General features: G+C 66.6%; 20 protein-coding genes. 11 read left to right on the top strand and 9 right to left on the bottom strand.

From position 1 onward, the window contains the following. Positions 1-14: 14 nt before the first annotated feature. From AABF56_RS25940 to capB, 3 genes are read right to left on the bottom strand one after another with little or no spacing between them, the layout of a single operon-like run. On the bottom strand, positions 15-1,370 hold the full coding sequence (locus tag AABF56_RS25940; protein WP_272807575.1) for a purine-cytosine permease family protein: 1,356 nt from the start codon (positions 1,368-1,370) through the stop codon (positions 15-17). Between the two features lie 60 nt (positions 1,371-1,430). Beyond that, positions 1,431-3,509: a caprolactamase subunit alpha gene (gene capA / locus AABF56_RS25935; RefSeq protein WP_272807576.1), complete on the bottom strand. Its 2,079-nt coding sequence runs from the start codon at positions 3,507-3,509 to the stop codon at positions 1,431-1,433. A gap of 13 nt (positions 3,510-3,522) precedes the next feature. Beyond that, a complete protein-coding gene (gene capB / locus AABF56_RS25930) occupies positions 3,523-5,283 on the bottom strand; it encodes a caprolactamase subunit beta (RefSeq protein ID WP_272807577.1) in 1,761 nt (586 codons plus the stop codon). Between the two features lie 242 nt (positions 5,284-5,525). Here capB and AABF56_RS25925 point away from each other — a divergent pair, with 242 nt between their 5' ends. Then, the gene (locus AABF56_RS25925) at positions 5,526-6,518 is read left to right on the top strand and encodes an AraC-like ligand-binding domain-containing protein (protein WP_244766195.1); all 993 of its coding nucleotides are present in this window, start codon (positions 5,526-5,528) and stop codon (positions 6,516-6,518) included. A 35-nt stretch (positions 6,519-6,553) separates the two neighbouring features. Here AABF56_RS25925 and pdxR read toward each other — a convergent pair whose 3' ends face one another. Then, positions 6,554-8,032 carry a MocR-like pyridoxine biosynthesis transcription factor PdxR gene (pdxR, locus tag AABF56_RS25920; RefSeq protein ID WP_272807578.1) on the bottom strand — a complete coding sequence of 493 codons (1,479 nt, stop codon included), beginning with the start codon at positions 8,030-8,032 and terminating at the stop codon, positions 6,554-6,556. Between the two features lie 137 nt (positions 8,033-8,169). Here pdxR and tauA point away from each other — a divergent pair, with 137 nt between their 5' ends. The 9 genes from tauA (at position 8,170) to AABF56_RS25875 (ending at position 17,142) form a co-directional block, all read left to right on the top strand. Further along, complete coding sequence (gene tauA / locus AABF56_RS25915; RefSeq protein ID WP_272807579.1) at positions 8,170-9,189, top strand: taurine ABC transporter substrate-binding protein; 1,020 nt, start codon at positions 8,170-8,172, stop codon at positions 9,187-9,189. Between the two features lie 84 nt (positions 9,190-9,273). Further along, positions 9,274-10,086, top strand: a complete 813-nt coding sequence (locus AABF56_RS25910; RefSeq protein ID WP_272807580.1) for a taurine ABC transporter ATP-binding protein — start codon at positions 9,274-9,276, stop codon at positions 10,084-10,086. Next, on the top strand, positions 10,079-10,906 hold the full coding sequence (locus tag AABF56_RS25905; protein ID WP_272807581.1) for an ABC transporter permease subunit: 828 nt from the start codon (positions 10,079-10,081) through the stop codon (positions 10,904-10,906). Before AABF56_RS25910 ends, AABF56_RS25905 begins: the two co-directional genes overlap by 8 nt. Before the next feature lie 110 nt (positions 10,907-11,016). After that, positions 11,017-11,403, top strand: coding sequence for a nuclear transport factor 2 family protein (locus AABF56_RS25900; RefSeq protein ID WP_272807582.1), 387 nt, complete (start codon positions 11,017-11,019; stop codon positions 11,401-11,403). A 17-nt stretch (positions 11,404-11,420) separates the two neighbouring features. After that, positions 11,421-12,821 (top strand): NAD(P)/FAD-dependent oxidoreductase, encoded by a 1,401-nt coding sequence (locus AABF56_RS25895; protein WP_272807583.1) that lies wholly within the window; start codon positions 11,421-11,423, stop codon positions 12,819-12,821. Between the two features lie 36 nt (positions 12,822-12,857). Further along, positions 12,858-14,633 (top strand): sulfoacetaldehyde acetyltransferase, encoded by a 1,776-nt coding sequence (xsc, locus tag AABF56_RS25890; RefSeq protein ID WP_272807584.1) that lies wholly within the window; start codon positions 12,858-12,860, stop codon positions 14,631-14,633. 72 nt (positions 14,634-14,705) lie between these two features. Continuing rightward, positions 14,706-15,743 (top strand): YeiH family protein, encoded by a 1,038-nt coding sequence (locus tag AABF56_RS25885; RefSeq protein WP_443021170.1) that lies wholly within the window; start codon positions 14,706-14,708, stop codon positions 15,741-15,743. After that, positions 15,743-16,744 (top strand): phosphate acetyltransferase, encoded by a 1,002-nt coding sequence (pta, locus tag AABF56_RS25880; protein ID WP_272807585.1) that lies wholly within the window; start codon positions 15,743-15,745, stop codon positions 16,742-16,744. The genes AABF56_RS25885 and pta overlap by 1 nt, the downstream gene beginning before the upstream one ends. A 173-nt stretch (positions 16,745-16,917) precedes the next feature. Continuing rightward, on the top strand, positions 16,918-17,142 hold the full coding sequence (locus AABF56_RS25875; protein ID WP_244766205.1) for a hypothetical protein: 225 nt from the start codon (positions 16,918-16,920) through the stop codon (positions 17,140-17,142). A gap of 27 nt (positions 17,143-17,169) precedes the next feature. On the opposite strand, the gene AABF56_RS25870 is transcribed toward AABF56_RS25875, so the two are convergent. From AABF56_RS25870 to AABF56_RS25850, 5 genes are read right to left on the bottom strand one after another with little or no spacing between them, the layout of a single operon-like run. Then, on the bottom strand, positions 17,170-18,234 hold the full coding sequence (locus tag AABF56_RS25870; protein ID WP_272807586.1) for a DUF2218 domain-containing protein: 1,065 nt from the start codon (positions 18,232-18,234) through the stop codon (positions 17,170-17,172). Next, entirely contained in the window at positions 18,231-19,052 is an 822-nt protein-coding gene (locus AABF56_RS25865) for an ABC transporter ATP-binding protein (RefSeq protein WP_272807587.1), read from the bottom strand. Before AABF56_RS25865 ends, AABF56_RS25870 begins: the two co-directional genes overlap by 4 nt. Continuing rightward, complete coding sequence (locus AABF56_RS25860) at positions 19,049-20,083, bottom strand: FecCD family ABC transporter permease (protein WP_272807588.1); 1,035 nt, start codon at positions 20,081-20,083, stop codon at positions 19,049-19,051. Before AABF56_RS25860 ends, AABF56_RS25865 begins: the two co-directional genes overlap by 4 nt. A 2-nt stretch (positions 20,084-20,085) precedes the next feature. Then, positions 20,086-21,129: a FecCD family ABC transporter permease gene (locus tag AABF56_RS25855; RefSeq protein WP_272807589.1), complete on the bottom strand. Its 1,044-nt coding sequence runs from the start codon at positions 21,127-21,129 to the stop codon at positions 20,086-20,088. Beyond that, positions 21,126-22,118, bottom strand: a complete 993-nt coding sequence (locus AABF56_RS25850) for an iron-siderophore ABC transporter substrate-binding protein (RefSeq protein WP_272807590.1) — start codon at positions 22,116-22,118, stop codon at positions 21,126-21,128. Before AABF56_RS25850 ends, AABF56_RS25855 begins: the two co-directional genes overlap by 4 nt. A gap of 294 nt (positions 22,119-22,412) precedes the next feature. Here AABF56_RS25850 and AABF56_RS25845 point away from each other — a divergent pair, with 294 nt between their 5' ends. Next, complete coding sequence (locus AABF56_RS25845) at positions 22,413-24,545, top strand: TonB-dependent siderophore receptor (protein ID WP_272807591.1); 2,133 nt, start codon at positions 22,413-22,415, stop codon at positions 24,543-24,545. Positions 24,546-24,551: the final 6 nt, after the last annotated feature.

Below are 24,551 nucleotides of genomic sequence, written 5' to 3'. Positions count from 1 at the left end.
CACGGCCGTTGGGCTCAGCCCGCCACTAGGAACCAGGAGCGACGCGCCTGCATTAGCCCCGCGGCATAGATGGAGAAGGCGAGGACCGCGGTCGCCGGCGCCGAGAGCTCCGCATAGGTGCCACCCCAGACATGCAGCGCGATGCCGACCGCTGCGGCGATGAACCAGGCGCTGATGCCGAGCGGGTTGAAGGCCGGCACATGGCTGGAGCGGTATTCGATGGCAGGCCCCACCAGCGTGCTGTAGCGGTCGATCAGGATATGCGCCATGGCGACGGCGACCCAGGCGACGACGAAGATGCCCTGGTAGGCGAGGGCCTGGAGCAGGTAGGCGAAGACGTCGGCCAGCATCAGGAGATAGACGATGACGCCGACCGCGATCGCCCAGCCAACGCGTCCGAAGGGCAGGCGGCCGAAGAGTTGCACCAGCGCTTCGAGGTTGACGGCGGCAAGGTAGTAGTTCGCCGTGTTGATGCGCGTCTGGGTGACCCAGACGAAGGCGAGGCCCCAGATGCCCATGAGCTTCAGGAGCGCCAGCAGCACGCTGACCTCCGAGAGTGCGCCGAGATCCGGCACGGTGCCGATCATGAACATGCCGAAAAGCCCGCTGACCAGGAAGGCGACGGCATAGAAGGGCGTGCCGAAGTTGAACCAGGCATGATAGCCGGCGTCCTCCTGCCGGCCGAAGCGGGCATAGTCGAAGGTGAACATCATCAGCACCCAGACGCCCATGTAATAGACGAAGCAGGACCACCAGCCGCCGGCCGGCGCGCCGGTTTCCGGGCCGAGGTTCAGCCACTTGTCGCTGTAGCCGTATTCGCCGATGGCGAGCGCGACGGCGACGATCAGGCCGAGGATGTAGAAGGGCAGCAGCACGCCGTTGAACTTGTCGAGCCAGGTCTGGATGCTGCCGAAGATCAGAGGCACGCTGTAGAGCACGACGATCAGGGCTGCGAGCGGATAGGAGATCGACGGCAGCACGGTGTTGATGCCGACGGCGATGACCGAGCCCTCGAAGACGGCGTAGTAGATCGCCGTGGCGCAGAAGATCAGCGTTGCCAGCCCCGCCCCGACATTGCCGAAGAGGACGCGCGAGAACAGCGCCACGGAAAGCCCCGTGCGGATGGCGAAGCGGCTCAGCACCGCATTGACGACGCCATAGGCGACGACCGACAGCACGATGCCGATGATGGCGTTGCGCGTGCCGAAATTCAGCGCCATCGCCGCGCCGACGACGATATAGAAGACGGCGCTGCACACCGCCCACCAGGCCATGGTCAAGGCGCCCCTGGGCATACGGGCATGCGGCGGCACCGCCACGTTGGAAAAATCCGAATTGTCGGCTTCGGTGGCCGATAGGTTGCCTGCCATCTTGTTCCCCTCGATTGTTGCAGGTGATGCGGCCCTGCCGGTGGCGGCGGGGCCATTGGCTCAGGTGCGCGTCAGCAGGTAGCTGCCGCTTTCATGCAGCACGCTCGTCCAGCCGGGCTCGATGACGATGGTCGTCGTCACCTCCTCGATGATCGCCGGCCCCGCGATGCGGGCGCCCGCGCCAAGTTTCGCGCCGTCATAGATCGGCGTGGAGATCGCCTTGCCGGACTGGTCGAAGATCGCCTCGCGGTAGCCCTTGAGCGCCGCCTTCGCATCGCCGCCTTCGGCGAGTTTCGGCGGGCGGACCTTCTCGATGAGGCCGTAGACGGTGGATTCGAGGTTCACGACCTCGACCGCGCTGTGGCGTTCGGCATAGGTGTAGAGTTCCTCGTGGCGGGCGTGGAAGGCGTCCTTGACCTTTTCGATGGTCGTCTCGTCGATCGGGAACGTGCCGATATCGACCGTGCATTCATGCACCTGGCCGACATAGCGCATGTCGATGGAGCGCTTGATGGCGATCGCGTCGTCGGCAAAACCGTCCGCCTTCAGATGCGCGACGCCCTTCTCCTCGATCTCGCGGAACAGGCTGTCGATGCGCGGGTAGGCGCTCGCATTGTCGAGGCGCACCGGGGCGGGAGCCATGTAGTTGTATTTGACGTCGGAGATGATCTGGCCGAAGGCGCAGAGGCCGGAGGCAAGTTTCGGCAGGATGATCGTGTCGATGCCCATCTCGCCCGCCAGCGCCGTGATATGCGCCGCCGTCGCCCCGCCCGCGCCGACCAGCACGAAATCGCGCGGATCATAGCCGCGCTCGACGGAGACGCGGCGGATGCCGTTGACCATGCTGTTGTTGATGATGGCGAACATGCCGTAGGCCGCCTGCTCGACGGAGATGCCGAGCGGTTCTGCAACGCGCGCCACCGCCGCGCGCGCCTTCTCGATATCGAGCGGCAGCTTGCCGCCGAGCAGGCCCTCCGGGTTGAGGTAGCCGAGCACGAGATTGGCATCCGAGGTGGTCGGCTCCGTGCCGCCGCGGCCGTAGCAGGCGGGGCCGGGCTCGGAGCCTGCCGATTGCGGACCGACCTGCAAGAGGCCGAGCGGATCGATCCAGCCGATGGAGCCGCCGCCTGCGCCCAGCGTCTCGACCTGGATCATCGGCACGCCGATGCGGTAGCGCAGGAAGTCGATGTTCTTGTTGAGGTTGGTCTGGCCGTTGCGGGTGAGCGTGATGTCGAAGGAGGTGCCGCCCATGTCGACGGTGATGACGTTCTTGTGGTCGAAGGGCGCACCGGCATAGAGCCCCGCCTGCGGCGCGGAGGCCGGGCCGGAATTGATGGCGTAGACGGAGCGGTCGGTCATCACCTGGCCGACCGCAAGCCCTCCGTTCGACTGGAAGTAGCGCACCGGCTGCTTGGCGCCGAGCGTGCGGAAATAGGCGTCGACGGCGGCGACGTAGCGGCGCATGACGGGGGCGAGATAGGCGTTGGTGACGGCTGTGGAGGTGCGGGTGTATTCGCGCACCTGCGGGTAAAGCTCGCCGCCGACGGTGAGGATGGCCTCCGGCATCATTTCGCGCACGATTTCCGCCGCGCGCCGTTCGTGGCTCGGGTCGAGCACCGACCAGACGAAGGAAATGGCGACGGTCTCGACACCCTCCTTCAGGAACAGGCGGCAGGCCTCGCGTACGTCCTCCTCGTGCAGCGGGGTGCGTACCGAGCCGTCGGACAGGATGCGCTCGCGCACGCCGCGTCGGAGATAGCGCGGCACGAGCATGGTCGCGGCCGGATAATCCGGGTCGTATCGGAAACCGTCCTCCTTGTGGCCGTTGCGGATCTCGATGGAATCCTCATGGCCGGCGGTGCAGATCAGCCCCGTCTTGCCGCCGCGATGGGTGATCAGCGCGTTCAGGCCGACGGTCGTGCCGTTGATGCAGAGGTCGCAGCTCGCAATGATCTCCTCGATCGGCTTCCTGAGATCGGCGGCGATGAGGCCGAGGCCGTTCTCGATGGCCTTCGTCGGGTCGGTGGGCGTGGAGAGCGCCTTGAACAGCTTGACCTCCCCGCTGGCGCGGTCGGCGATGACGAAGTCGGTGAAGGTGCCGCCGGCGTCGATACCGAGACGGTAGGAATGCATGGTCATGTCTGGTCTTCCTTTATTCACTGGCGCGCAGCCGCGCGGTCTCGGCGACGTCGACGGCGAGGGTTTGCGGGTTGGCGATGGCGACGCCGTAATCGGCGCGCGCGCCTTCGATGGAGACGAGGCCGTTGCGCACGTCCCACACGACCTTCTCAACCGGCCGCTCGAAGGGATTGCCGTAGCCTCCGCCGCCCGGGTTGAGGTTGGTGATGGTCTCGCCCGGCTTGATGGTCTCAATGATGTTCTTGCGCTCCACCTCGACCTTGCCGCCGCGGCGCAGCTCCACGCGGCCGACCTTGGTGTCGAGCATCGCCGATCTTGCGCCGGCCGCGCCCATCGCCGGAATGCGCCGGCCTTCGCCGAAACCGATGCACAGCATGTCGCCGTTGAGCGGTTCCACCTCCCAGGCGGTGCCGGAGCCGCCGCGGAATTTTCCCGCTCCGCCGGAATCGGTCATCAGCGAATAGCGGTGGATGACGATGGGGTAGGAATATTCCAGCAGTTCGACGTCGCCGGAGGTGAGCGCACCGAAGCAGCATTCCGGGCCGACGGCATGCCAGCCGTCCTGCTTGGGCGTCGCGCCGCCGCCGGAGATGATGGTGGCGAGCACCATGGTGACGAATTCCTCGTTGGTGCGGGAATCGCGGCCGGCGATGTTGAGGCCGTTGGCGTGGCCCCAGGAGGCGGAGACCTTCGAAGGCATGGCCTTTTCGAAGGCGAGGCGCACGGCGTCGGTCAGCGTCTCCATCGGCGTCGTCGTGCAGTTCATGTGCGGGGCGGGTTCCTGCGCATTGCAGAGCGTGCCCTTCGGCCCGAAATCGAGGCTGACGCAGCGATAGAGGCCTTCGTTGTAGGGTGGTGGCAGGGCGGCGAACATCATCAGGCCGAGATAGACGCCGGAATGGGAGTTGCCTTCGTAGGAATTGATGAAATAGGGGACCTGCGGCGGGCTGGCGATCGCGATGTGGCAGCTGTCGCCCGTGACCGTCACCGTCGCCTTGATCTCGAAATCCCCGAAACCGTGGCCGGCATCCTCCAGGATGGCTGAGCCCTCGTAGGTGCCGTCGGGCACGGTCGCGATCAGCGCGCGCATGTGCCGGTCGGCCATGTCGAGCAAGGTGTCGACGCAGGCGTCGACCTGCTCCTTGCCGTATTTGTCGAGCATGGCGATGAGGTTGCGCTCGCCGACCTGGCAGGCGCCGATCAGCGCCCGGAAGTCGCCCTCCTGGTCGCGGCGGGCGCGCATGTTGGTGAGGATCATGTTGAGCACGTCGTTGCGCGGCGTGCCGCGGTCCCAGATCTTGACCGGCGGAATGCGCAGGCACTCGGCGTAGATCTCGGTGGCGTTGGGGTTGTAGCCGGCGGGAACAGGCCCGCCGATGTCGGTGAGATGCCCCTTGCAGACGGTCCAGTAGACGAGCTCGCCCTTGTAGAAGACCGGCTTGTACATGCAGGTGTCGATGGCGTGGCTGCCGCCGAAGGCCGGGTCGTTGTGCAGGAACAGGTCGCCCTCGTGGATGTCGTCGCCGAAGAAGGCGGCGACCGCCTTCATGGCGGGGATGAGCGAGCCGAGATGGATCGGGATGTCCTGGCCCTGCAGGATCATCTCCGGCCGGGCGTTGAACAGCGCCGTCGAATAATCGTGCGCCAGGTTGAAGACCGACGAGCGCGCCGTCTTTTCGAGCGCGAGCGTCATTTCGCGCTGGGTCGTCTCGAGCATGCCGCGCACGACCGAAAGGGTGATCGGGTCTACCTTTGAAGTCTGGGTATGGTTCATCGTGTTCACGCTGGTTGAGGGCGAGAACCGACGGCCTGGAAACCGTTGGAAGTGCTGATGTGACTGTTCCCTTGAGCCGCCGGTATCTGTCGCACCGTTGAAGCCGGGGTCAATCTAGGCAGAGTTTTCCGCTCCGGTCTTTGCAGCGCGGGAACGACGAATTGCGCGCGGGCGCACAAGCTGTCATTTTCGTTGCCTGGCGAAAATCATGTGCGTACCTTTGTTCGAAGAGGGCAAGCCGCATGAAGACGAGCATCACCACAAGCGCGACACGCGCGCCGGACCGCAGCCGCCACTGGCACGAGGCCATCGCCTCGGCCTATTTTCCGCTCGACCTGCGCTTTCGTGACGCCGACCGGTTTTCCGGCGACCTGACGACCTGGCAGTTCGGCGACGTCTCGATCTCGCGCCTCACATCAGACGCCTTGCAGTACCATCGCCTGCCGCATCACTTCCGCGCCGCGCGCGACGAGGAATTCCTGGTCACGGTGCCGGCCAAGGCGGAAGTGTTCTTTTCCCAGTGCGGCAAGGACATCAAGTGCCCGCCCGGCGGCTTCTTCCTGGAGCGCAGCAGCGAGCCCTACCAGTTCAGCCATGCCGAGCCGGCGGACATGTGGGTGCTGAAGGTGGAGGCCGATGCGCTGGCCGGCCGCATGCGCGCGCCGGACCGCTTCTGCACCCTGCAATTCGAGGCGAACAACGGGGCCGGCGGCCTCTTCACCGACATGCTGCATCTCCTGCCCGCCCGTTTCGACGGCATGACGCAGGAGGCGCGCGTGACCGTCGGCCGCCAGCTCGTCGATCTGCTCGTGCTGGCGATCAAGGCGGACGACCGGGTGCTGACTTCGGGCAATTCCACCGTGCGCGGCGCGCATCTCGCCCGCATCGAGGCCTATATGCGCGCCAATCTCCAGGATTTCCGCCTCGACCCGGAGCGCATCGCGCGGGCCTGCGGCATTTCCACCCGCTACCTGCACGAACTGTTCCGCGATACGGGCCAGACGGTTCGCAGCTGGATCCGCGACCAGAGGCTGATGGCTTGCCGGGAAGCGCTGGAAGATCCGGGCAATTTCCAGACGGCTGCGGAGATCGCCTATCGCTGGGGTTTCGGCGACCAGACGCAGTTCTCCCGCGTCTTCAAGGCCGAGTTCGGCGTGCCGCCGGGCGAATTCCGCGAGAAGGCCCGGGCCGGCCAGCAGGGTGCCGCGGGGCCGGCCAAGTCCGCGCTTTCATAGGAACCCGGTGGGCAAGCGTCTGCCGGGCCGGCGGCTTACCCGCCTGCAAGGCGGTCGATGCAGGCCCGTACGCGCGAAACGCCCTCGACGATGTTGGCGCGCGGGATCGAGGAATAGCCCATGCGGAAATAGCGGCAGGGCCTGTCGCTCTCCGGAAAGAACGGCGAGCCGGATTCGACGAGCACGCCGTCCTGGCGCAGTTCGTGCACCAGCCGGTCGGCGTCCAGCCCTTCCGGCCCCTCCATCCAGAAGGACGTGCCGCCGAAGGCGGAGGACCCGGCGATCGTCAGTCCCTCCCGCCGCAGCGCCTCGGCCATGAGGACGTGGCGCTTGTGGTATTCCGTGCGCATGCGGTGCAGCACGGCGTCGTAATGGCCGAGCGCGAGGAAATAGGCGCTGGTGCGTTGCAGGTGGCCGGGCGGATGGCGCAGCATCAGGGAGCGGAGCGCGCGCGCCTCGCGGATGAACGAGGCGGGCGCGACGAGGTAGCCCAGCCGCAGGCCGGGAAACAGCGATTTCGAGAAGCTGCCGATATAGAGCACGCGCCCGGTGGAATCGAAGGCCTTCAGCGCCGGCGAGGGCGGGGCAAGATAGCTGATCTCGAACTCGTAGTCGTCCTCGACGATGACGAAGTCCTTTTCCGCCGCGGCCTGCAGCAGCCGCGTGCGCCGGTCGATCGGCATGGTCGCGCCCGTTGGCGAATGGTGGCTCGGCGTGACGAAGACCGCGTCGGTATCCTCCGGCAGGTCGTCCGGCGGCAGGCCCTCGCCGTCGACGTCGACGGTCGTGACCCTGGCGCCGCTGAGCAGCAGCGAGGCGCTGATATCGGGGTGGCAGGGGTTTTCGCAGACCGCCCTGGACCCCTTGTCCAGGATCAGGCGGGTGACGATCCACAAGGCGTTCTGCGCGCCGACGGTGATGAGGACCTCGTCCGGGTTCGCATGGATGCCCCGCCGGGGCAGGGTGCGCGAGCAGATGTAGTTGACGAGCCTGACATCGTCGGCAGCGGCGAAATCGCTTGCCATCAGGATGAAATCCTCGCGCGCCAGCGCCCGGCGGGCGCAATCGCGCCAGGCGTTGAGGTCGAACAGCGACGGGTCCATCTGGCCATAGAGGAAGGGATAGGGGTAGCGCCGCCAGTCGAGCGGTTTCGACACCTGGCGTACGACCGCAAACCCCATCTTCATCTTCCCCGCCCAGTCCACCGGGGCTGAACCGGACGACGGACGGTCGTTTTCCAGGCCCTTGCCCGGCGGATTGCTCGCGATGCGGTAGGAGCTGCGGTTCGCGGCCTCCACATAGCCCTGCGACACCAGCTCCTGATAGGCGAGCGTTATCGTGATGCGCGAGATATGGAGGTAGTCGGCGAGCTTGCGGGTCGAGGGCAGGTGCGCGCCGGGCTGGACGCGGCCCGCAAGCACGGCGGAGACCACGGTTTCCCGCAACTGTGCCTGCAGGCCCAGCCCGCTCTCCCGGTCGATGAAGAAGATCGTCTCGGAAACGTTGGTGCGCATGGCGTCCGTGCTGCGGGGAGGCAATCTGGATTTATTCAACTTCCAAACTGGATATAACGCAAGCGGGGTGCCGCATTTATCACTTTTGTCAAGAAGACCGGGGCAACCGGCTCAAGCACCAATCGATGAGGAGAACGATGATGCTTTTCAAGAATTTCAATCGCCTGGCCACCACTGCCGGCCTTCTGGCAGGCCTTCTTGCGTCAGGCGCCGCTTACGCACAAACCAGTCTGGTCGTCGGCTATCAGCAGATCGTCGGCCCGTTCGTCGCCGCCATCGCCGATGGCCGCTTCGACGCGGCCGCCAAGGAGGCGGGTTATACGATCGACTGGCGCCAGTTCTCGTCGGCCGGTGACATCACGACGGCGCTCGCCTCGGGCGACGTGCCGATCGGCGTGATCGGCTCGACCGGCACGGCGGCGGCGGCCACGCGCGGCGTCGAGCTCCAGCTTTTCTGGATCCTCGACAATATCGGCAAGTCCGAGGCGCTGGTCGCCCGTGACGGCTCGGGCATCGAGACGCCGGCGGATCTCAAGGGCAAGAAGGTCGCCGTGCCCTTCGTCTCGACCTCGCATTTCCACCTGCTCGTCGGCATGAACAAGGTGTGGAACATCGATCCGCGCGAGGTGGAGATCCTCAACCTGAAGCCGCCGCAGATCGTCGCGGCCTGGCAGCGCGGCGATATCGACGCCGCCTATGTCTGGCCGCCGGCCCTGTCGGAAATCCTGAAGACCGGCAAGGTGATCTCCGATTCCGAGGTCATCGGCGCTGCCAGCGTGCCGACCTTCGACGGGCTGGTGGTCGATAAGGCCTGGGCCGCGGAGAACCCCAAGCTGATGGAGGCCTTCACCAGGGTTCTTGCCGAATCCTACGCCGACTACAATGCCAACAAGGCCGCCTGGACGGTGGATTCGCCGCAGGTGCAGGGTATCGTCAAGCTCATCGGCGGCGACGGTCCGAGCACGGTGGAGGCGCTGGAGCTGCTCTCCTTCCCGAACGCGGACGAGCAGGCCTCGGACACATGGCTCGGCGGCGGGGCGACCCGCGCGCTTACCGAGAGCGCGAAGTTCCTCGTCGAGCAGAAGCAGATCGGCAAGTCGCTGGACGACTATGCGCCCTACGTGAATGGGAGCTTCGCCGAGGCGGCTGCGAAATAGCATAGTCTTGCCGCTTGCACCGGCCGCCTTTCGCGGCCGGTGTGTCCACCAGACCCGTGACCGAGGTGCAGGGAGGCATTTCTCATGGAAACACTCAGCGTCAGGAACATCAGTCTGACCTATCCGGGCTTGTACTCGGACCAGGCGGTGATCGCCCTGAAAGACGTCAACCTTACCATCAAGAGCGGAGATTTCGTCGTCGCGCTCGGCGCTTCGGGCTGCGGGAAGACCACGCTGCTCAACCTCATGGCGGGCTTCATGGCCCCCTCGGAAGGCGATATCTCGCTCGGCAACCACCGGGTCAACGGGCCGGGCGCCGAGCGCGGCGTGGTCTTCCAGAAGCATGCGCTGCTGCCCTGGCTCAACGTCATCGAGAACACCGAATTCGGCCTGAAGCTGCGCGGCGTCGACAAGGCGACGCGGCGGGAGATCGCGACCAAGAACCTTGCCCTCGTCGGCCTGCAGGATTTCCACCGCCACATGATCTATCACCTGTCGGGCGGCATGCAGCAGCGCGTCGGCATCGCGCGGGCGCTGACCTGCGACCCCGCCATGCTTCTGATGGACGAGCCGATGGCGGCACTCGACGCGCTGACGCGCGAAACTATCCAGGAACTCCTGCTGGAGGTCTGGCAACTCACCAACAAGATGTTCTTCTTCATCACGCACAGCGTCGAGGAGGCGCTGTTCCTCGGCTCGCGGCTGATCGTCATGTCGCCGCGCCCCGGCCGCATCACCCATACCTACGAACTCGACTTCAACCGCCGCTTCCTTGCCGAAGGCAATGCCCGCGCGATCAAGTCGAGCCCGGAATTCATCCGCATGCGCGAGGAAGTGCTCGGCATCATCTACGGCGACGAACGTGCGTCCGGCAACCCGGAGGTGGCCCATGCTTGACAGAGTGACACGCGCCAAGCCCGCCAAGGCCGGCAAGATCTTCGGCGCCCCGGGCGATGGCAGCAGCGGCCTGATCAGCTTCGTGACGGCGGCCGTGCTCGTCGCACTGTGGTTCCTCGTGACGGAATCCGGCTGGGTCAAGCCGCTCTTCCTGCCCTCGCCGCTCTCGGTCTGGGAGAAGTTCTGGCTGGCGATGACGGAAGGGGTCTCGAACTCCACGCTGATGCAGCACACGATGGCCAGTATCGGCCGCGTCTTCGGCGCCTTCCTGCTGGCCCTGGTCACGGCGGTGCCGATCGGCATCCTGATGGGCGTCAACCGCTTCGTGCGCGGCCTCTTCGATCCCATCATCGAGTTCTACCGCCCGCTGCCGCCGCTCGCCTACCTGCCGCTCGTCATCATCTGGCTCGGCATCGGCGAGTTCCCGAAGGTGTTTCTGATCTATCTGGCGATCTTCGCGCCGATGGCGATCGCCGCGAGGGCCGGGGTGCGTTCGGTCTCGACGGAGCAAATCCACGCCGCCTATGCGATGGGCGCCACCCGCGGCCAGGTCATCGGCCAGGTGATCATGAAGGCGGCCCTGCCGGAGATCTTCACCGGCATGCGCATCGGCATCGGCGTCGGCTGGACGACGCTGGTGGCCGCCGAAATGGTCGCCGCGAACCGCGGTCTCGGCTTCATGGTGCTGAACGCCGCCGAAAACCTCGAAAGCGATACGGTGATCATGGGCATCTTCATCATCGGCCTCTTCGCCTTCGCCTTCGATCTCCTGATCCGCTACCTCAAAAAGACACTGATCCCCTGGAAGGGGCGCATCTAACCGGCGGCGGACAGCCCGACACTCCAACGACCCGGCCCCGACGGCCCTTGAAGACGGTCTTTCCCGTCTCCGGCGGAGCCATGCCTTGCGACAAGCCAGAGGACTGCCCAATGACACTCAGCGCAACCGATCTCAAAACCCTGTTCGACGCCTTCAACCGGCATGACATCGATGGGGTCATGCACTTCTTCGCCGAGGACTGCGTGTTCAACGCGGTCGGTGGCCCGGACGTCCACGGCAACCGCATCGAGGGCGCCAGGGCGATCGCCGACGCTTTCAGCGGCGTCTGGACGGCGATGCCGGATGCCGAATGGGCCGGTCACAGCCATTTTACGGCCGGCGACCGGGGTGTCTCCGAATGGACCTTCCGCGGCACGGCGGCCGACGGCAGCCGCATCGAGGCGGAAGGCTGCGACCTCTTCACCTTCGCGAACGGCAAGATCGTCCGCAAGCAGGCTTTCCGGAAGAACCGGCCGGTCCTGCAACCCCGGTACTGAACGCTCGGAGCACGGCCATGCAATTGCGCACCATTCCTCCCAAGACCGGCAGGGCGCCGTTCGATCCCGCCTATGATCCGGAAACGGCTCCGACCCCGGGCACCGGCAAGGACTACGCGCCGACCTACTGGATCGGCACGGCCGGCCCCGAGCCGGAGGACGACGGCCCCGTCACGCGCGACATGGACGTCGATGTCGCGATCATCGGCTCCGGCTATACCGGCCTTTCCTGCGCCATCCATCTCGCCCGCGAGCACGGCATCAAGGCGACGGTGCTGGAGGCCAACGGGGTTGCCTGGGGATGCAGCACCCGCAATGGCGGGCAGGCGCAGATTTCCGCCGGCCGCCTGAAGCGCTCGCAATGGATCGCCCGCTGGGGCGTCGACGTCGCCCGCAGGATGCATGCGGAAATCGCCGAGGGGTTCGACCTGTTCCGGTCGCTGGTCCGTGAACCCGGGATCGACTGCGACCCGCAGGACGGCGGCCATCTCTATATCGCCCATCGCGACAAGGTGCTGCCGGCGCTGGAAAGCGAGGTCCGCGTCCTCAACGAGACCTTCGGCTATCGCGCCCGCATGGTCTCGCGCGGGGAGATCCACAGCGATTTCGTGCGCGATGCGGAGGCGCGCGGCGCCATGTACGAGCCGGACGGCATGGGCATCCACGCCGCAAAGCTGGCCTTCGGCTATCTCCGCCTGGCGCGGCGGCTCGGCGCGAGGGTGCACACGTCGAGCCCGGTGCTCGACTGCACGGTGAAGGGCGGCGTGCATTATCTTCGCACGCCCGGTGGCACGGTGCGCGCCCGCGCCGTCTGCATCGCCACGGCCGGCTACACGTCCCCCGGCATGAACGTGCTGACCCGGCGCCGACTGATGCCGATCCTGTCGAACTCGGTCGTCACCCGGCCGCTGACGGAGAGCGAGCAGCAGGCGCTGAACTTCAGGGCGCGCATTCCGCTCACCGACACGCGCACGCTCCGCCACTATTACCGCATGCTGCCGGACGGCCGGGTGCAGATCGGCAGCCGCAGCGCCATCACCGGGCGCGACGCTGCAAACCCGAAACACCTCGCGCTGCTGCTCGACGGGCTCTACCGCAAGTTCCCGATCCTGCGCGGCATCGGGATCGATTATTCCTGGTGGGGCTGGGTGGATGTCAGCCACGACATGATGCCCCGCATCTTCCAGCCGGACCCCGCGCAGAAACTGTTCTACGCCATGGGCTATGGCGGCAACGGCGTCATGTATTCGGCGCAGGCCGGACGCCGCATGGCGCAAATGGTCGCCGGCAAGGGTGCCGGCCTCGACCTTCCCATCTTCACCTCGCCGCTGCCGAGCCACGGGCTCCTGACGCCGTTCCGTAGGCTCGGCCAGTGGGGCATGTACCGCTGGTACTACCTGCGCGACGAAATCCTCTAACCCATTGAAACCAATTCCGAAGGAAAGGAAGCAGCCATGAAAATGACCACCGAGGAAGCCTTCGTCAAAGTCCTCCAGATGCATGGGCTCGAACATGCCTTCGGCATCATCGGCTCGGCCATGATGCCGGTGTCGGACCTGTTTCCCAAGGCCGGCATCACATTCTGGGACTGCGCGCACGAGACCAATGCCGGCATGATGGCCGATGGCTTCAGCCGCGCGACGGGCACCATGTCGATCGCCATCGGCCAGAACGGCCCCGGCGTCACCGGCTTCATCACGGCCATCAAGACCGCCTACTGGAACCACACGCCGTTGCTGATGGTGACGCCCCAGGCCGCCAACAAGACGATCGGCCAGGGCGGCTTCCAGGAAGTCGACCAGATGGCGATGTTCAAGGAGATGGTCTGCTACCAGGAGGAGGTGCGTGATCCCTCGCGCATTCCCGAAGTGCTGAACCGCGTCATCGAGAAGGCCTGGCGCGGCTGTGCCCCGGCGCAGATCAACATCCCGCGCGACTACTGGACCCAGGTGATCGACGTCGATCTGCCGGCCATCGTGCGCTTCGAGCGCCCGGCCGGCGGCCCGCAGGCGATCGCCGAAGCGGCAAGGTTGCTGTCGGAGGCGAAGTTCCCGGTCATCCTCAACGGGGCAGGCGTCGTCATCGGCGGGGCGATCGGCGCGTCGATGAAGCTCGCCGAACGGCTCGATGCGCCGGTCTGCTGCGGCTACCAGCACAACGACGCCTTCCCGGGTAGCCATCGCCTCGCGGTCGGCCCGCTCGGCTACAACGGCTCGAAGGCGGCGATGGAACTGATCTCGAAGGCCGACGTCGTGCTGGCGCTCGGCACGCGCCTCAATCCCTTCTCCACCCTGCCGGGCTACGGCATCGACTACTGGCCGAAGGATGCCGCGATCATCCAGGTCGACATCAACGCCGACCGCATCGGCCTCACCAAGAAGGTGACGGTCGGCATCTGCGGCGACGCGAAACAGGTCGCCGGCCAGATCTTGGAACAGCTCTCCCCCTCCGCCGGCGATGCCGGCCGTGAGGAACGCAAGGCGGCGATCCACCAGACCCGCTCGGCCTGGCAGCAGCAGCTCTCCTCGATGGACCACGAGGACGACGATGTCGGCACGGAATGGAACGAGAGCGCCCGCAACCGCGAGCCGAACCGCATGTCGCCGCGCCAGGCCTGGCGGGCGATCCAGGCGGCGCTGCCGAAGGAGGCGATCATCTCCACCGACATCGGCAACAATTGCGCGATCGGCAATGCCTATCCGACCTTCGAACAGGGACGGAAATATCTCGCGCCCGGGATGTTCGGCCCCTGCGGCTACGGTTTCCCGTCGATCGTCGGCGCCAAGATCGGCTGCCCGGACGTGCCGGTCGTCGGCTTCGCCGGCGACGGCGCCTTCGGCATCTCGATGAACGAGATGGGCTCGATCGGCCGCGAGGGCTGGCCGGCGATCACCATGGTGATCTTCCGCAACTACCAGTGGGGCGCGGAAAAGCGCAACACGACGCTGTGGTACGCCAACAACTTCGTCGGCACGGAGCTCAACCCCAATCTCAGCTACGCCAAGGTGGCCGAGGGCTGCGGGCTGAAGGGCGTCGCCGTCGATACGCCGGCGGCCCTCACCGAGGCGCTGGCGAATGCCATCGCCGACCAGAAGAACGGCGTGACGACCTTCGTCGAGGTCATCCTCAACCAGGAACTCGGCGAACCCTTCCGCCGCGACGCCATGAAGAAGCCGGTGCCGGTCGCCGGCATCGACCGCGCCGACATGCGCCCGCAGAAGCGGGCCTGATCGCCCCATGATCCATGTCCCGCCCGGGAAATCCGGGCGGGTGAGGTTTCCGCAAGCGAACGGAACGACATCATGACCTTCGCCGCCTCCGTCCAAGACCGTTTCCGCGGCATGCCCTCCGGCTTTGCCGCCTACTGGCCGGGCTTTGCCGTCACCGCTGCCGTGGCCGTCGCCGCGCAGTTCCTCTCCGATCACTACGGCGCACCGGCCATGCTGATGGCGCTCCTGCTCGGCATTGCCTTCCATTTCCTCTCGGAAGAGGGGCGCTGCGTCGCCGGCATCGATTTTTGCGCCAAGCATGTGCTGCGCATCGGCGTCGCGCTGCTCGGCATGCGCATCAGCGTCGATCTCCTGATCGGACTCGGCGCCGGCACCATCCTGCTGCTCGTCTCGGCGCTCGTCGCCACCATCGGCTTCGGCCTGCTTGCGGCGAAATTGCTCGGCCGCGGCTGGCGGCTTGCCTTGCTCACCAGCGGATCCGTCGCGATTTGCGGCGCTTCCGCGGCGATGGCGATCGCCGCCGTGCTGCCGAAGAACGAGTTCTCCGAGCGCAACCTGATCTTCACCGTGCTCTCCGTCACCGTGCTCTCGACGCTCGCCATGATCGCCTATCCGATCATCGCCCAGACCATGGGGCTCGACGCGCGGGCGACCGGCATCTTCTTCGGTGGCACGATCCATGACGTGGCGCAGGTCGTCGGTGCCGGCTTTTCCGTCTCGCCGGAAGCGGGGGAGACGGCGACGCTGGTCAAGCTGATCCGCGTCACCATGCTGGCGCCGGTCGTGCTGTTCTATTCGCTCTCGCTGCGCAGCGTGCCGCAGCTGGAAGGCGAGGCGGGAAAACGCCCGCCGCTCTTGCCCGGCTTCGTCGTCGCCTTCCTGGTCTTCGCCGCGCTCAACTCCTTCGGCCTCGTTCCCGAACTGGTCGCGACGGCCGGCATGGAGACCTCGCGCTGGGCGCTGCTTGCCGGCATCGTCGCCGTCGGCATGCGCACGTCGCTGCGCCGGGTGCTGGATGTCGGCGGCGATGCCGTCGCGCTCATCGTTGCCGAGACCGTCTTCATCGCCCTCTTCATCCTCGTCGGCATTCACTATCTGGGACACGCCTGATGAAACCGCTCGACCGCATTCTCGAAGCCGCGAAAGCCGCGCCGCGCCACATCGTGCTCGCCGAGGGGGAGGATCCGCGCGTCGTCGAGGCGGCCTTGCGCGCCGTGCGCGCCGGCATTGCCGCGATCACGCTCGTCGGCAATCGGAAAACCGTCGAAGAGCGGCTGGCGGCGGCCGGCGCCGGGACGGAGGAGATCCGCATCGAGGACCCGGCATCGTCCGCGCTCACGCCGCGTCTTGCCGCCGCCTATCACGCGCTCCGCAGGAGCAAGGGCGTGGACGAAGCGGCGGCGGCCGCGGCGGTGCGCACGCCACTCGTCTTCGCCGCCATGATGGTGCGCGAGGATGAGGCGGACGGCACGGTGGGCGGGGCGGTCGCGACCACCGCCGATACGGTGCGTGCCGCGCTCCAGACCATCGGCCGCGCGCCCGGTGTCGGCCTGGTGTCGAGTTTCTTCCTGATGATGCTGTGCGCCTCGCACCATGTGAAGAAGGGTGCTTTCGTCTTTGCCGATTGCGGCCTCGTAGTCGATCCCGATGCCGCGGGCCTTGCCGATATCGCCGTCAGCTCGGCGCGCTCCTTCGAGGCGCTGGCCGGCAAGCCGGCGAAGGTGGCGATGCTTTCCTTCTCGACGGCCGGCAGCGCCGCGCATGAGCGCGTCTCCAAGGTGGTGGAGGCAACGCGGCTCGCGCAGGAAACCGCGCCCGGCCTCGTCATCGACGGCGAATTGCAGTTCGATACCGCCTTCGTCGAGGCCGTCAGCGCCGCCAAGGCGCCGCGGTCGGCCCTCAACGGCGGGGCCAATGTCTTCGTCTTCCCGAACCTCGATGCCGCCAATATTGGCTACAAGATCGCCCAGCGCATCGGCGGTGCCACCGCCATCGGCCCGATCCTGCAGGGCCTTGCCAAGCCCGCCAACGACCTCTCGCGCGGCTGCAATGCCGACGACGTCTTCCACATGATCGCCGTCACGGTGGTGCAGGCCGGTTCCAGCCCGTGACGCGCCGGGCGGATGCCTTCGTCCCAGCGCGTCGCCATTACGCTGACCCTCATCGACGAGCCGACCGCAGCGCTCGGCGTCGCGGCCGAATTTCCAGGCGCGAGAAAATGGACTTTCGGGCTGGCGGCGCCATATTCGACAGGTATCGCGGATGCTACAAGGGAGAACGGGAAATGACGATGACTTCGCAGGACGTCGCCGCCGTCCTTGGTCCGGTCGATCAAACGCTCGTGACCGAGGTCGTTGCGACGGGAGCCACGCAAGCCGAGCTTGCCGAGGCATGGGCGTGGATCAACAATGACGAGGCCTTCATGGGAGAGGGCCGGCATCTGCCGTCGGGCAGGGTGGCCATGCTCGTCGATCTGCTGTCTTCCGACGAGGAGGAGGAAGACGAATAGCGTGGCCGGCGGGAAGAAGGCCCGCCGTCAGGTGTTTTCGCGCTCCCAGTACCATGCGGCGTAGATGCGCTTGCGGTCGTGTTCGCGGCCCTTGAGGAAGGCGCGGACGAGCCGGACGTCCTCCCGCTCGCAGGCGACCCATACGAAGGTGTCGCCGTCGACGGCGGAAAGTGCTTCTATCGTCGTCCGCGCGAGCACGTTTCTGGCGCCCGCGGCATAGGTCGTGCGATGCAGCCAGCGCACGTCGAGCGTTCCGGCGGTGGGCAGCGGCTGTTCCTCCGCGGCATCCGCCACCTCGATGATCGCCTGCATGCGGGTGCCTGCCGGAACTTCGGCGGCGATGCGGGCGATGGCGGGCAGGGCGCTTTCGTCGCCGGCAAGGAAGATGGTCCCGGCCTGCGGCAGGTCACCGCCGCCGGGGCCGAGCAGGGCGAGCCTGTCCCCCGGCTGCGCATCGCGGGCGAAATCGGCGCCGGGCGTCGGAACGCCGGGCACGGGATGCTGGAGAAAGTCGATCCAGAGTTCGCCGCGCTCGGCGTCGACGGCGTGGATCGTGTAGACGCGCACGAGAAGCGCGTCCTCGCCTTCCGGCCAGGCGATGCGGCCGTCGTCGCGCAATCCCGGCCAGACCGGCGCCCGGCCTTTCGGCGGAACGAGCAGGCGCACATGCATGCCGCCGCCGATGAAGGGGTTGACGTCCGCGCAGGCGAAGACGACGCGCCGCATATGCGGCGTCACGTCCTCGGCGGAGACGACCGTCACCTCATGGAGATTGGCGAGCCGCGTGCGCGTCGCCGGCTCGGACCAGGTGAGCTCCAGCGGGTCCTCGCCGGCGAAATAGAAGAGATGCTCGGCGATGACCGTGCGGCTCATCTGGAGCGCCCCGTCGCTCGGGCAGGCGAGGTCGATGAAGAGCCGGCCGCCGTCGAGGCGCATATGGGCGACGCCGATCTCGCTTGTCAGCGTCGCGGCGTTTTCCGTGCGTCGCACCTCGGCATGTTCGACGAAATGTTCGCACACCTCGTCGAGCATCTTGGGCGCATCCTTCGGCAGCGCGACACCGGTGAGCTTGAATTCCGGGAGGGCGTTCATAGGGGCTCCTTGATGGCTGGGGCGATCATGCGGTGACGGCCGATCGGCAGCATGGTCGGGCGGCCCGAGGTCGGGTCGGTGATGATGCGGCTTTCGAGGCCGAAAACCTGCCGCACATGGTCTTCGGTCAGCACGGCCTCCGGCGGGCCGGCGACATGCAGCCGGCCCTTCGCCATCGCGACGAGATGGTCGGCGTAGCGGGCGGCGAGGTTGAGGTCGTGCAGCACCATGACGATGGTCGTGCCGCGCGTCTGGTTGAGATCGGTCAAAAGGTCCAGCACCTCGATCTGGTGGCTGATGTCGAGGAAGGTGGTCGGTTCGTCGAGCAACAGGAGGTCCGTCTGCTGGGCGAGCGCCATGGCGATCCAGACGCGCTGGCGCTGGCCGCCGGAAAGCTCGTCGATCGGCCGTTCCGAAAGATCGTCGGTCTTCGTTGCCGCAAGCGCGGCGGCCACCGCTTCGTCGTCCTCGCGCGTCCAGCGGGAGAAGACGCCCTGGTGCGGATGCCGCCCGCGGCTGACGAGGTCGGCGACGGTGATGCCCTCTGGCGCGATCGGCGATTGCGGCAGGAGGCCGAGCGTGCGGGCAAGGTCACGCGAGGGGATGCGGTGGATCGACTTGCCGTCGAGCAGCACCTGGCCCTTCCTGGCCGGCAGCAGGCGCGACAGGGTGCGCAGCAGCGTGGACTTGCCGCAGGCGTTCGCCCCGACGATGACGGTGATCCTGCCCGGCGGCACGGCAAGATCCAGCCCGTCGAGGATGAGGGTTTCGCCATAGCCGGCCGAAAGGCCGCTGGCGAGGAGGGTGTGCGGTTTCATAGGGAACCTCCGGACCGGTTGACGCGCACGATCAGGAAAATCAGGTAGGGCGCGCCGAGCGCGCCGGTGACGACGCCGACGGGATAGCGGCTCGGCAGCAGGAACTGGCCGCAGTAATCCCCGACCAGCACCAGCGCCGCGCCGGTGAGCGCGGCGGGAACGAGCAGCGAACCGTTGTTGCCGACGATACGGGCGGCGATCGGCCCGGAGAGGAAGGCGACGAAGGCGATCGGCCCCGAAATGGCGGTGGCGCTTGCGATCATGCCGACGGCGGCGATGATGATCAGCACGCGGGTGCGGCCGACCCGGACGCCGAGCGCGGCGGCCGTGTCGTCGCCGAGCCGCAGGGCTTCGAGATCGCGGGCGCGGGAGAGCAGCAGGCCGCCGAAGAGGGCGAGCGCGACGAGGAGCGGCAGGGTCTGGCCGAGCTGCGCGCCGTTGACGCTGCCGGTCAGCCAGCGCAGGGCTTCCTGCAGGGTCCAGGCGGGGGCGGTGGAGAGGATGTAGGCGATGACGCTCTCCAGCATGGCCGAGACGCCGATGCCGACGAGGATGAGCCGCGTGCCGGCAACGCCGTTGCGGAAGGAGAGGGCGTAGACCAGGAGCGCCACGCCGAGCCCGGCGGAAACGGCGAGGATCGACACGATCGGCCCCGAGAGGCCGAGCACGACGATCGCGAACACCGCCGCGGCGCTCGCGCCCCAGCTGATGCCGATGATGTCGGGGCTGGCCAGCGGGTTGCGCAGCATGATCTGGAAGGCGACGCCGCCGAGGCCGAAGCTGAGGCCGGCGAGGATGGCGAGGATGGCGCGCGGCAGCCGGAGCTGGCCGACCGTGAAGGCGACGCCCGGCACGTCCTCGCCCATCAGCGTGCGAAGAATGTCCCGCGGCGGGGTGAAGGACTGGCCGAGCAGCAGGGTCAGCACGAAGGTCGCGGCGACCAGCACAAGGAGGAGGCCGATGACGAGCCGATGCCGTCGGGCGCGGCGGCGGCGGTTCAGGACGATGGAATCGACGAGGGGCGCAAGCATGGTCAAAGGTCCCGCACCCGCTGGCGGCGAACGATCCAGATGAAGAACGGCGCGCCGAGAAGGGCCGTCACGATGCCGACGTCGAGTTCGGCCGGCCGCGCCACGATGCGCCCGACGATATCGGCGGCGATCAGCAGGCAGGCACCGCCGAGGGCGGAAAAGGGCAGCAGCCAGCGATGGTCGCTGCCGGTCAGAAGACGGGCGAGATGCGGTACGACAAGGCCGAGGAAGCCGATCGGCCCGCAGACCGCCGTCGTCGCGCCGCACAGCAGGATCGCGCCGAAGGCGGCGACGGCGCGGGTCGTTGCGACGTGTTCGCCGAGGCCGGCGGCGAGCTCGTCGCCGAGCGCGAGCGCGTTCAGCTTGCGGGCGGAGAGGAGGCTGATGACGAAGCCGGCCGCAAGGAACGGCAGGATCGGATAGATCCGCTCGAAGGTCGCTCCGCCGACGCCGCCGATCTGCCAGGCACGCACGCCGCCGGCGATGTCGGCTCGCGGCAGCACGACCGCGATGACCAGCGAGGAGAAGGCGACGGACGTCGCGGCGCCGGCAAGCGCCAGTTTCAGCGGCGTCGCGCCGCCGCGTCCGAGCGAGCCGATGACGTAGACGAAGATCGCTGCCGCCCCCGCGCCGAGGATGGCGGTGACGATATAGGCATGGGCGGTTTCGATGTGGAACCACGCGACGCCGACCACCACCGCGAGCGATGCGCCCATGTTGACGCCCAGGATACCGGGATCGGCAAGCGGATTGCGCGTGACGCCTTGCATGATCGCGCCGGCGAGGCCGAGCGCCGCCCCGGCGAGAAGCGCCAGGAACGTGCGGGGAATGCGCATCGCCACTGCCGCCTCGCCGATCGTCTCGACCTTGCCGCCGAGCGCCGAGGTAATATCGCCGAGGCCAACGTCCCGCGTGCCGATCGCGACGGACAGCGCGACGAGCACGAGGAGTGCGGCGGCGACCAGCAGTAGCCACAGGGAGCGCAGCCGGCGGAGGCGCCCGGCGGGCGCCGGCACGCTGCGCGCCGTGGCGGCGTCAGGCCTCATTTCGCCTTCCCGGCGGCTTCGGCAAGAAGCGCGACATAGTCCTTCAGCACCCAGGAGATCGACAGCGGCGTCGGGTTGGCCGCGGTGCCGACCGGGTCGCGGCCGAGCATGACGAGCGCATCCTTGCTGACGGCCGGCATGCGCGAGAGCAGGAGATCGGCCTTCACGGCGTCGAGCAGCGGCATGCCGCCATAGCTAACCACGATATCGACATCGTCGAAGGCGTCGACCTGTTCGGCGCTGACGCTGGCGGCGAACTGCCCCGGCTTCGTTGCAGCCAGCACGCTTTTCGGGGAGATGAGCCCGAGATCGCCGAAGAATTTTATGCGCGTGTCGTTGGCGGTGTAGAAATTCACGGTGCTGAGGTCGGTCGCATCGAGATGCGTGACGAAGATCGCCGACTTGCCCTTGAGGACCGGGTAGCCCGCGACCGTATCGGCGATCTCCTTCTCGATGCGCACGATCAGCGCCTCGCCGTCCTTCGCCATGCCGAGCCCGGTGCTGTTGAGCCGGATCATCTCGCGCCAGTCGGTCGACCAGGCCGATTGCGGATAGGCGACGACGGGGGCGATCTGGCTCAGCGTCTCGTAATCCGCCTGGCTGAGGCCGGAATAGGCGGCAAGGATGACGTCCGGCCTTGTGGCGGCGACAGCCTCGAAATCGATGCCGTCGCCTTCGTCGAACAGGACGGGTTTTTCGCCGCCGAGTTCCTTCAGCTTCTCCGCCACCCAGGGCAGCAGGCCGTCGCCGTCGTCGTCGCCGAAATTGGCCGCGGCAAAGCCGACAGGCACGACGCCGAGCGCCAGCGGCACTTCATGGTTCGCCCAGGCGACCGTCGCCACGCGCTCCGGCTTCCTGGCGATCGTCGTCGTTCCGAAGGCATGTTCTATGACGATCGGATAGGTGGTTTCGTCCGCGGCCCGCACTGTCGTCACGATCCAGAGGCAGGCGGCGAGAAGGATCAGGGGAAAGCGCGAAAGCCGCGACATTGGCGAAACCCTCCAGGGCGTTTAAAGTGGAGTTTCCGTTTCAGGTTCATCGGGCGGCGTCAAGGCGAACGCGTACCTTGCGGCGGGAGAGCGGCGAAGTTTCCGGGGTTTCGTACAAAACCATGGAAATCTACAATACTGGATAATACGTCTCAAGTTATTGCCGATTTCCAAGGGACAGTCGCATCGACCTGAGGGGGTTCTGGATGCGCGGGGTTTATCCTTGTTCCGGCTGGTGTCCGGCATGGCCTGCCGTGCGCCGGCGAGCGCAACTTCAATTTCTGGAACACGATGATGGACATCAAGACGACCGGCGCCGCCAATCGACAGCCTCTCACCCGCTTGAGGACCGCGGTCCTTCTTGGCTGCACCGCGCTCGTCGCCCTTGCGCCTTCCGTTTCGTTAGCCCAGCAGGCGGAGGCGGGCTCCACCACGGTTCTCGAGACGATCACCGTCGATGGCGACGGCTCCGCCGCGGGCGTCGACAATGATGCCAAGTCGATCGTCGCGAAGAAGACGACCGCGGGCGGGCGGATGGCGACGGAGATCCTGAACACGCCGGCGACGGTTTCCGTCATCACGGCCAAGGAAATCCAGCTGCGCGGCGCCGAGACCGTCGAGGAAGTGCTGCAATATACGGCCGGCGTCACCACGGACTTCTATGGTTCGGATGACCGCTACGATTTCTTCAAGATCCGCGGCTTCGACGCGACGACCTACCGCGACGGGCTCATTCTCGGCCGTCCCTTCGGCGGCGTGCGGGAGGAGGCCTATGCCTTCGAACGGGTCGAGGTGCTGAAGGGCGCGAACTCCACGACCTTCGGCGTCTCCGATCCCGGCGGCGCCGTGAACTATGTGACGAAGCGTCCGAGAAGCGAGAAATTCGGCGAGGCCTATGTCACCGGCGGCTCGTTCGGCCGCAAGGAAGTGGGCTTCGACTTCGGCGATAACCTGACGGCCGACGACACGCTTTCCTATCGCTTCACCGGCAAGCTGCGCGATGCGGACGCGGAATACGACCACTCGCGGGACGACGAGAAGTTCTTCATGGGCGGGCTCACCTGGCGTCCGACGGACGCGACCAGCCTCACCATCGTCTACGATCATCTGAACAAGGACGGCGTGCCCGGCAGCGGCGGCCATCCGGTCGGCACGGATTTCGACCGCAGCCGCTTCTTCGGCGAACCGGACTACAATTATCGCGGTACGAACCGCGACACGGTCAGCGTGATGTTCGATCATGATTTCGGCTCGGGCCTGACCTTCGGCGCGAATGCACGCTACAGCAAGTCCGACACCGATTTCGGCTACGCCTATATTTCCGCGACGCCGACGGACGGCTCGACGACGGCGTCGCGTGCCTTCTTCGGCAACGAGGCCACGAACCGGCAGTTCATCATCGACGCGCATCTGCAATACGAGGCGAGTTTCGACGCGGTGGGCAGCCGCACCCTGGTCGGCGTCGAATACAACGACATGAAGGGCGACAACGGCACCTGGTGGGGGCCGGCGCCCGGCATCGACTGGACGAACCCGACCTATACGGGTCGGCCCACCGACCTGCCGCTGATCGCCAGCACGCGCAGCGACCAGACGGGCAAGGCGCTCTATATCCAGCAGGAACTGACCTTCTGGGACAAGTTCATCGTCACGGCGGGCCTTCGAAACGACTGGCTCGACCTCAGCGAGACGAACAGGCTGACGGGCGTGGAGAGCGAGGGCGACTTCAGCGAGCTGACGAAGCGCATCGGCCTCACCTATCGCGTCACCGACGAGATCGCGCCCTTCGTCAGCTATGCCGAATCCGTCGCGGCGCCCTCCATTGGCATCGAGCCGGAGCGCGGCGAACAGATCGAGCTTGGGGTGAAATACCAGCCGAACGCCTTCCCGGCGCTCATCACGGCCTCGATCTACGACCTGACGAAGAACAACATCACGCGCACCAACCCGGCGACGAACCTGCAGGAGACGATCGGCGAGGTGCGGGTGCGGGGCTTCGATCTTGAGGCGAAGGCGGAGCTGACGCCGAACTGGAGCCTGACGGCCGGCTACTCCTATCTCGACGCCGAGATCGTCGAGAACGGCACGGCCGGCAACGAAGGCAACCGGCCCTACCATGTGCCCAAGCATACCGCCTCGCTCTGGGTCAACTACCTGCTCGAAGGCGACGGCAAGCGCGGCGACATGACCTTCGGCCTCGGAGGCCGCTATACCGGTTCCTACTACTTCAACGACGCGAACACGGTGAAGACGGGCAGCAACTTCGTCGTCGACGCGGCCTTCACCTACAAGGTGTTCGAGAACACCTCCCTCGAAGTGAACGTCTCCAACCTCTTCGACCGCAAGCATGTCGATTACGGCGGCTTCGGCGCAGACTTCTACAATCCGGGCCGCTCGATCTCGGCGACGCTGCGCCAGACCTGGTGAAACAGG

Source organism: Shinella sp. WSC3-e, assembly GCF_945994535.1.
Classification (GTDB): Bacteria; Pseudomonadota; Alphaproteobacteria; order Rhizobiales; family Rhizobiaceae; genus Shinella; species Shinella yambaruensis.
This window is presented reverse-complemented; position numbering and strand designations above follow the sequence as displayed.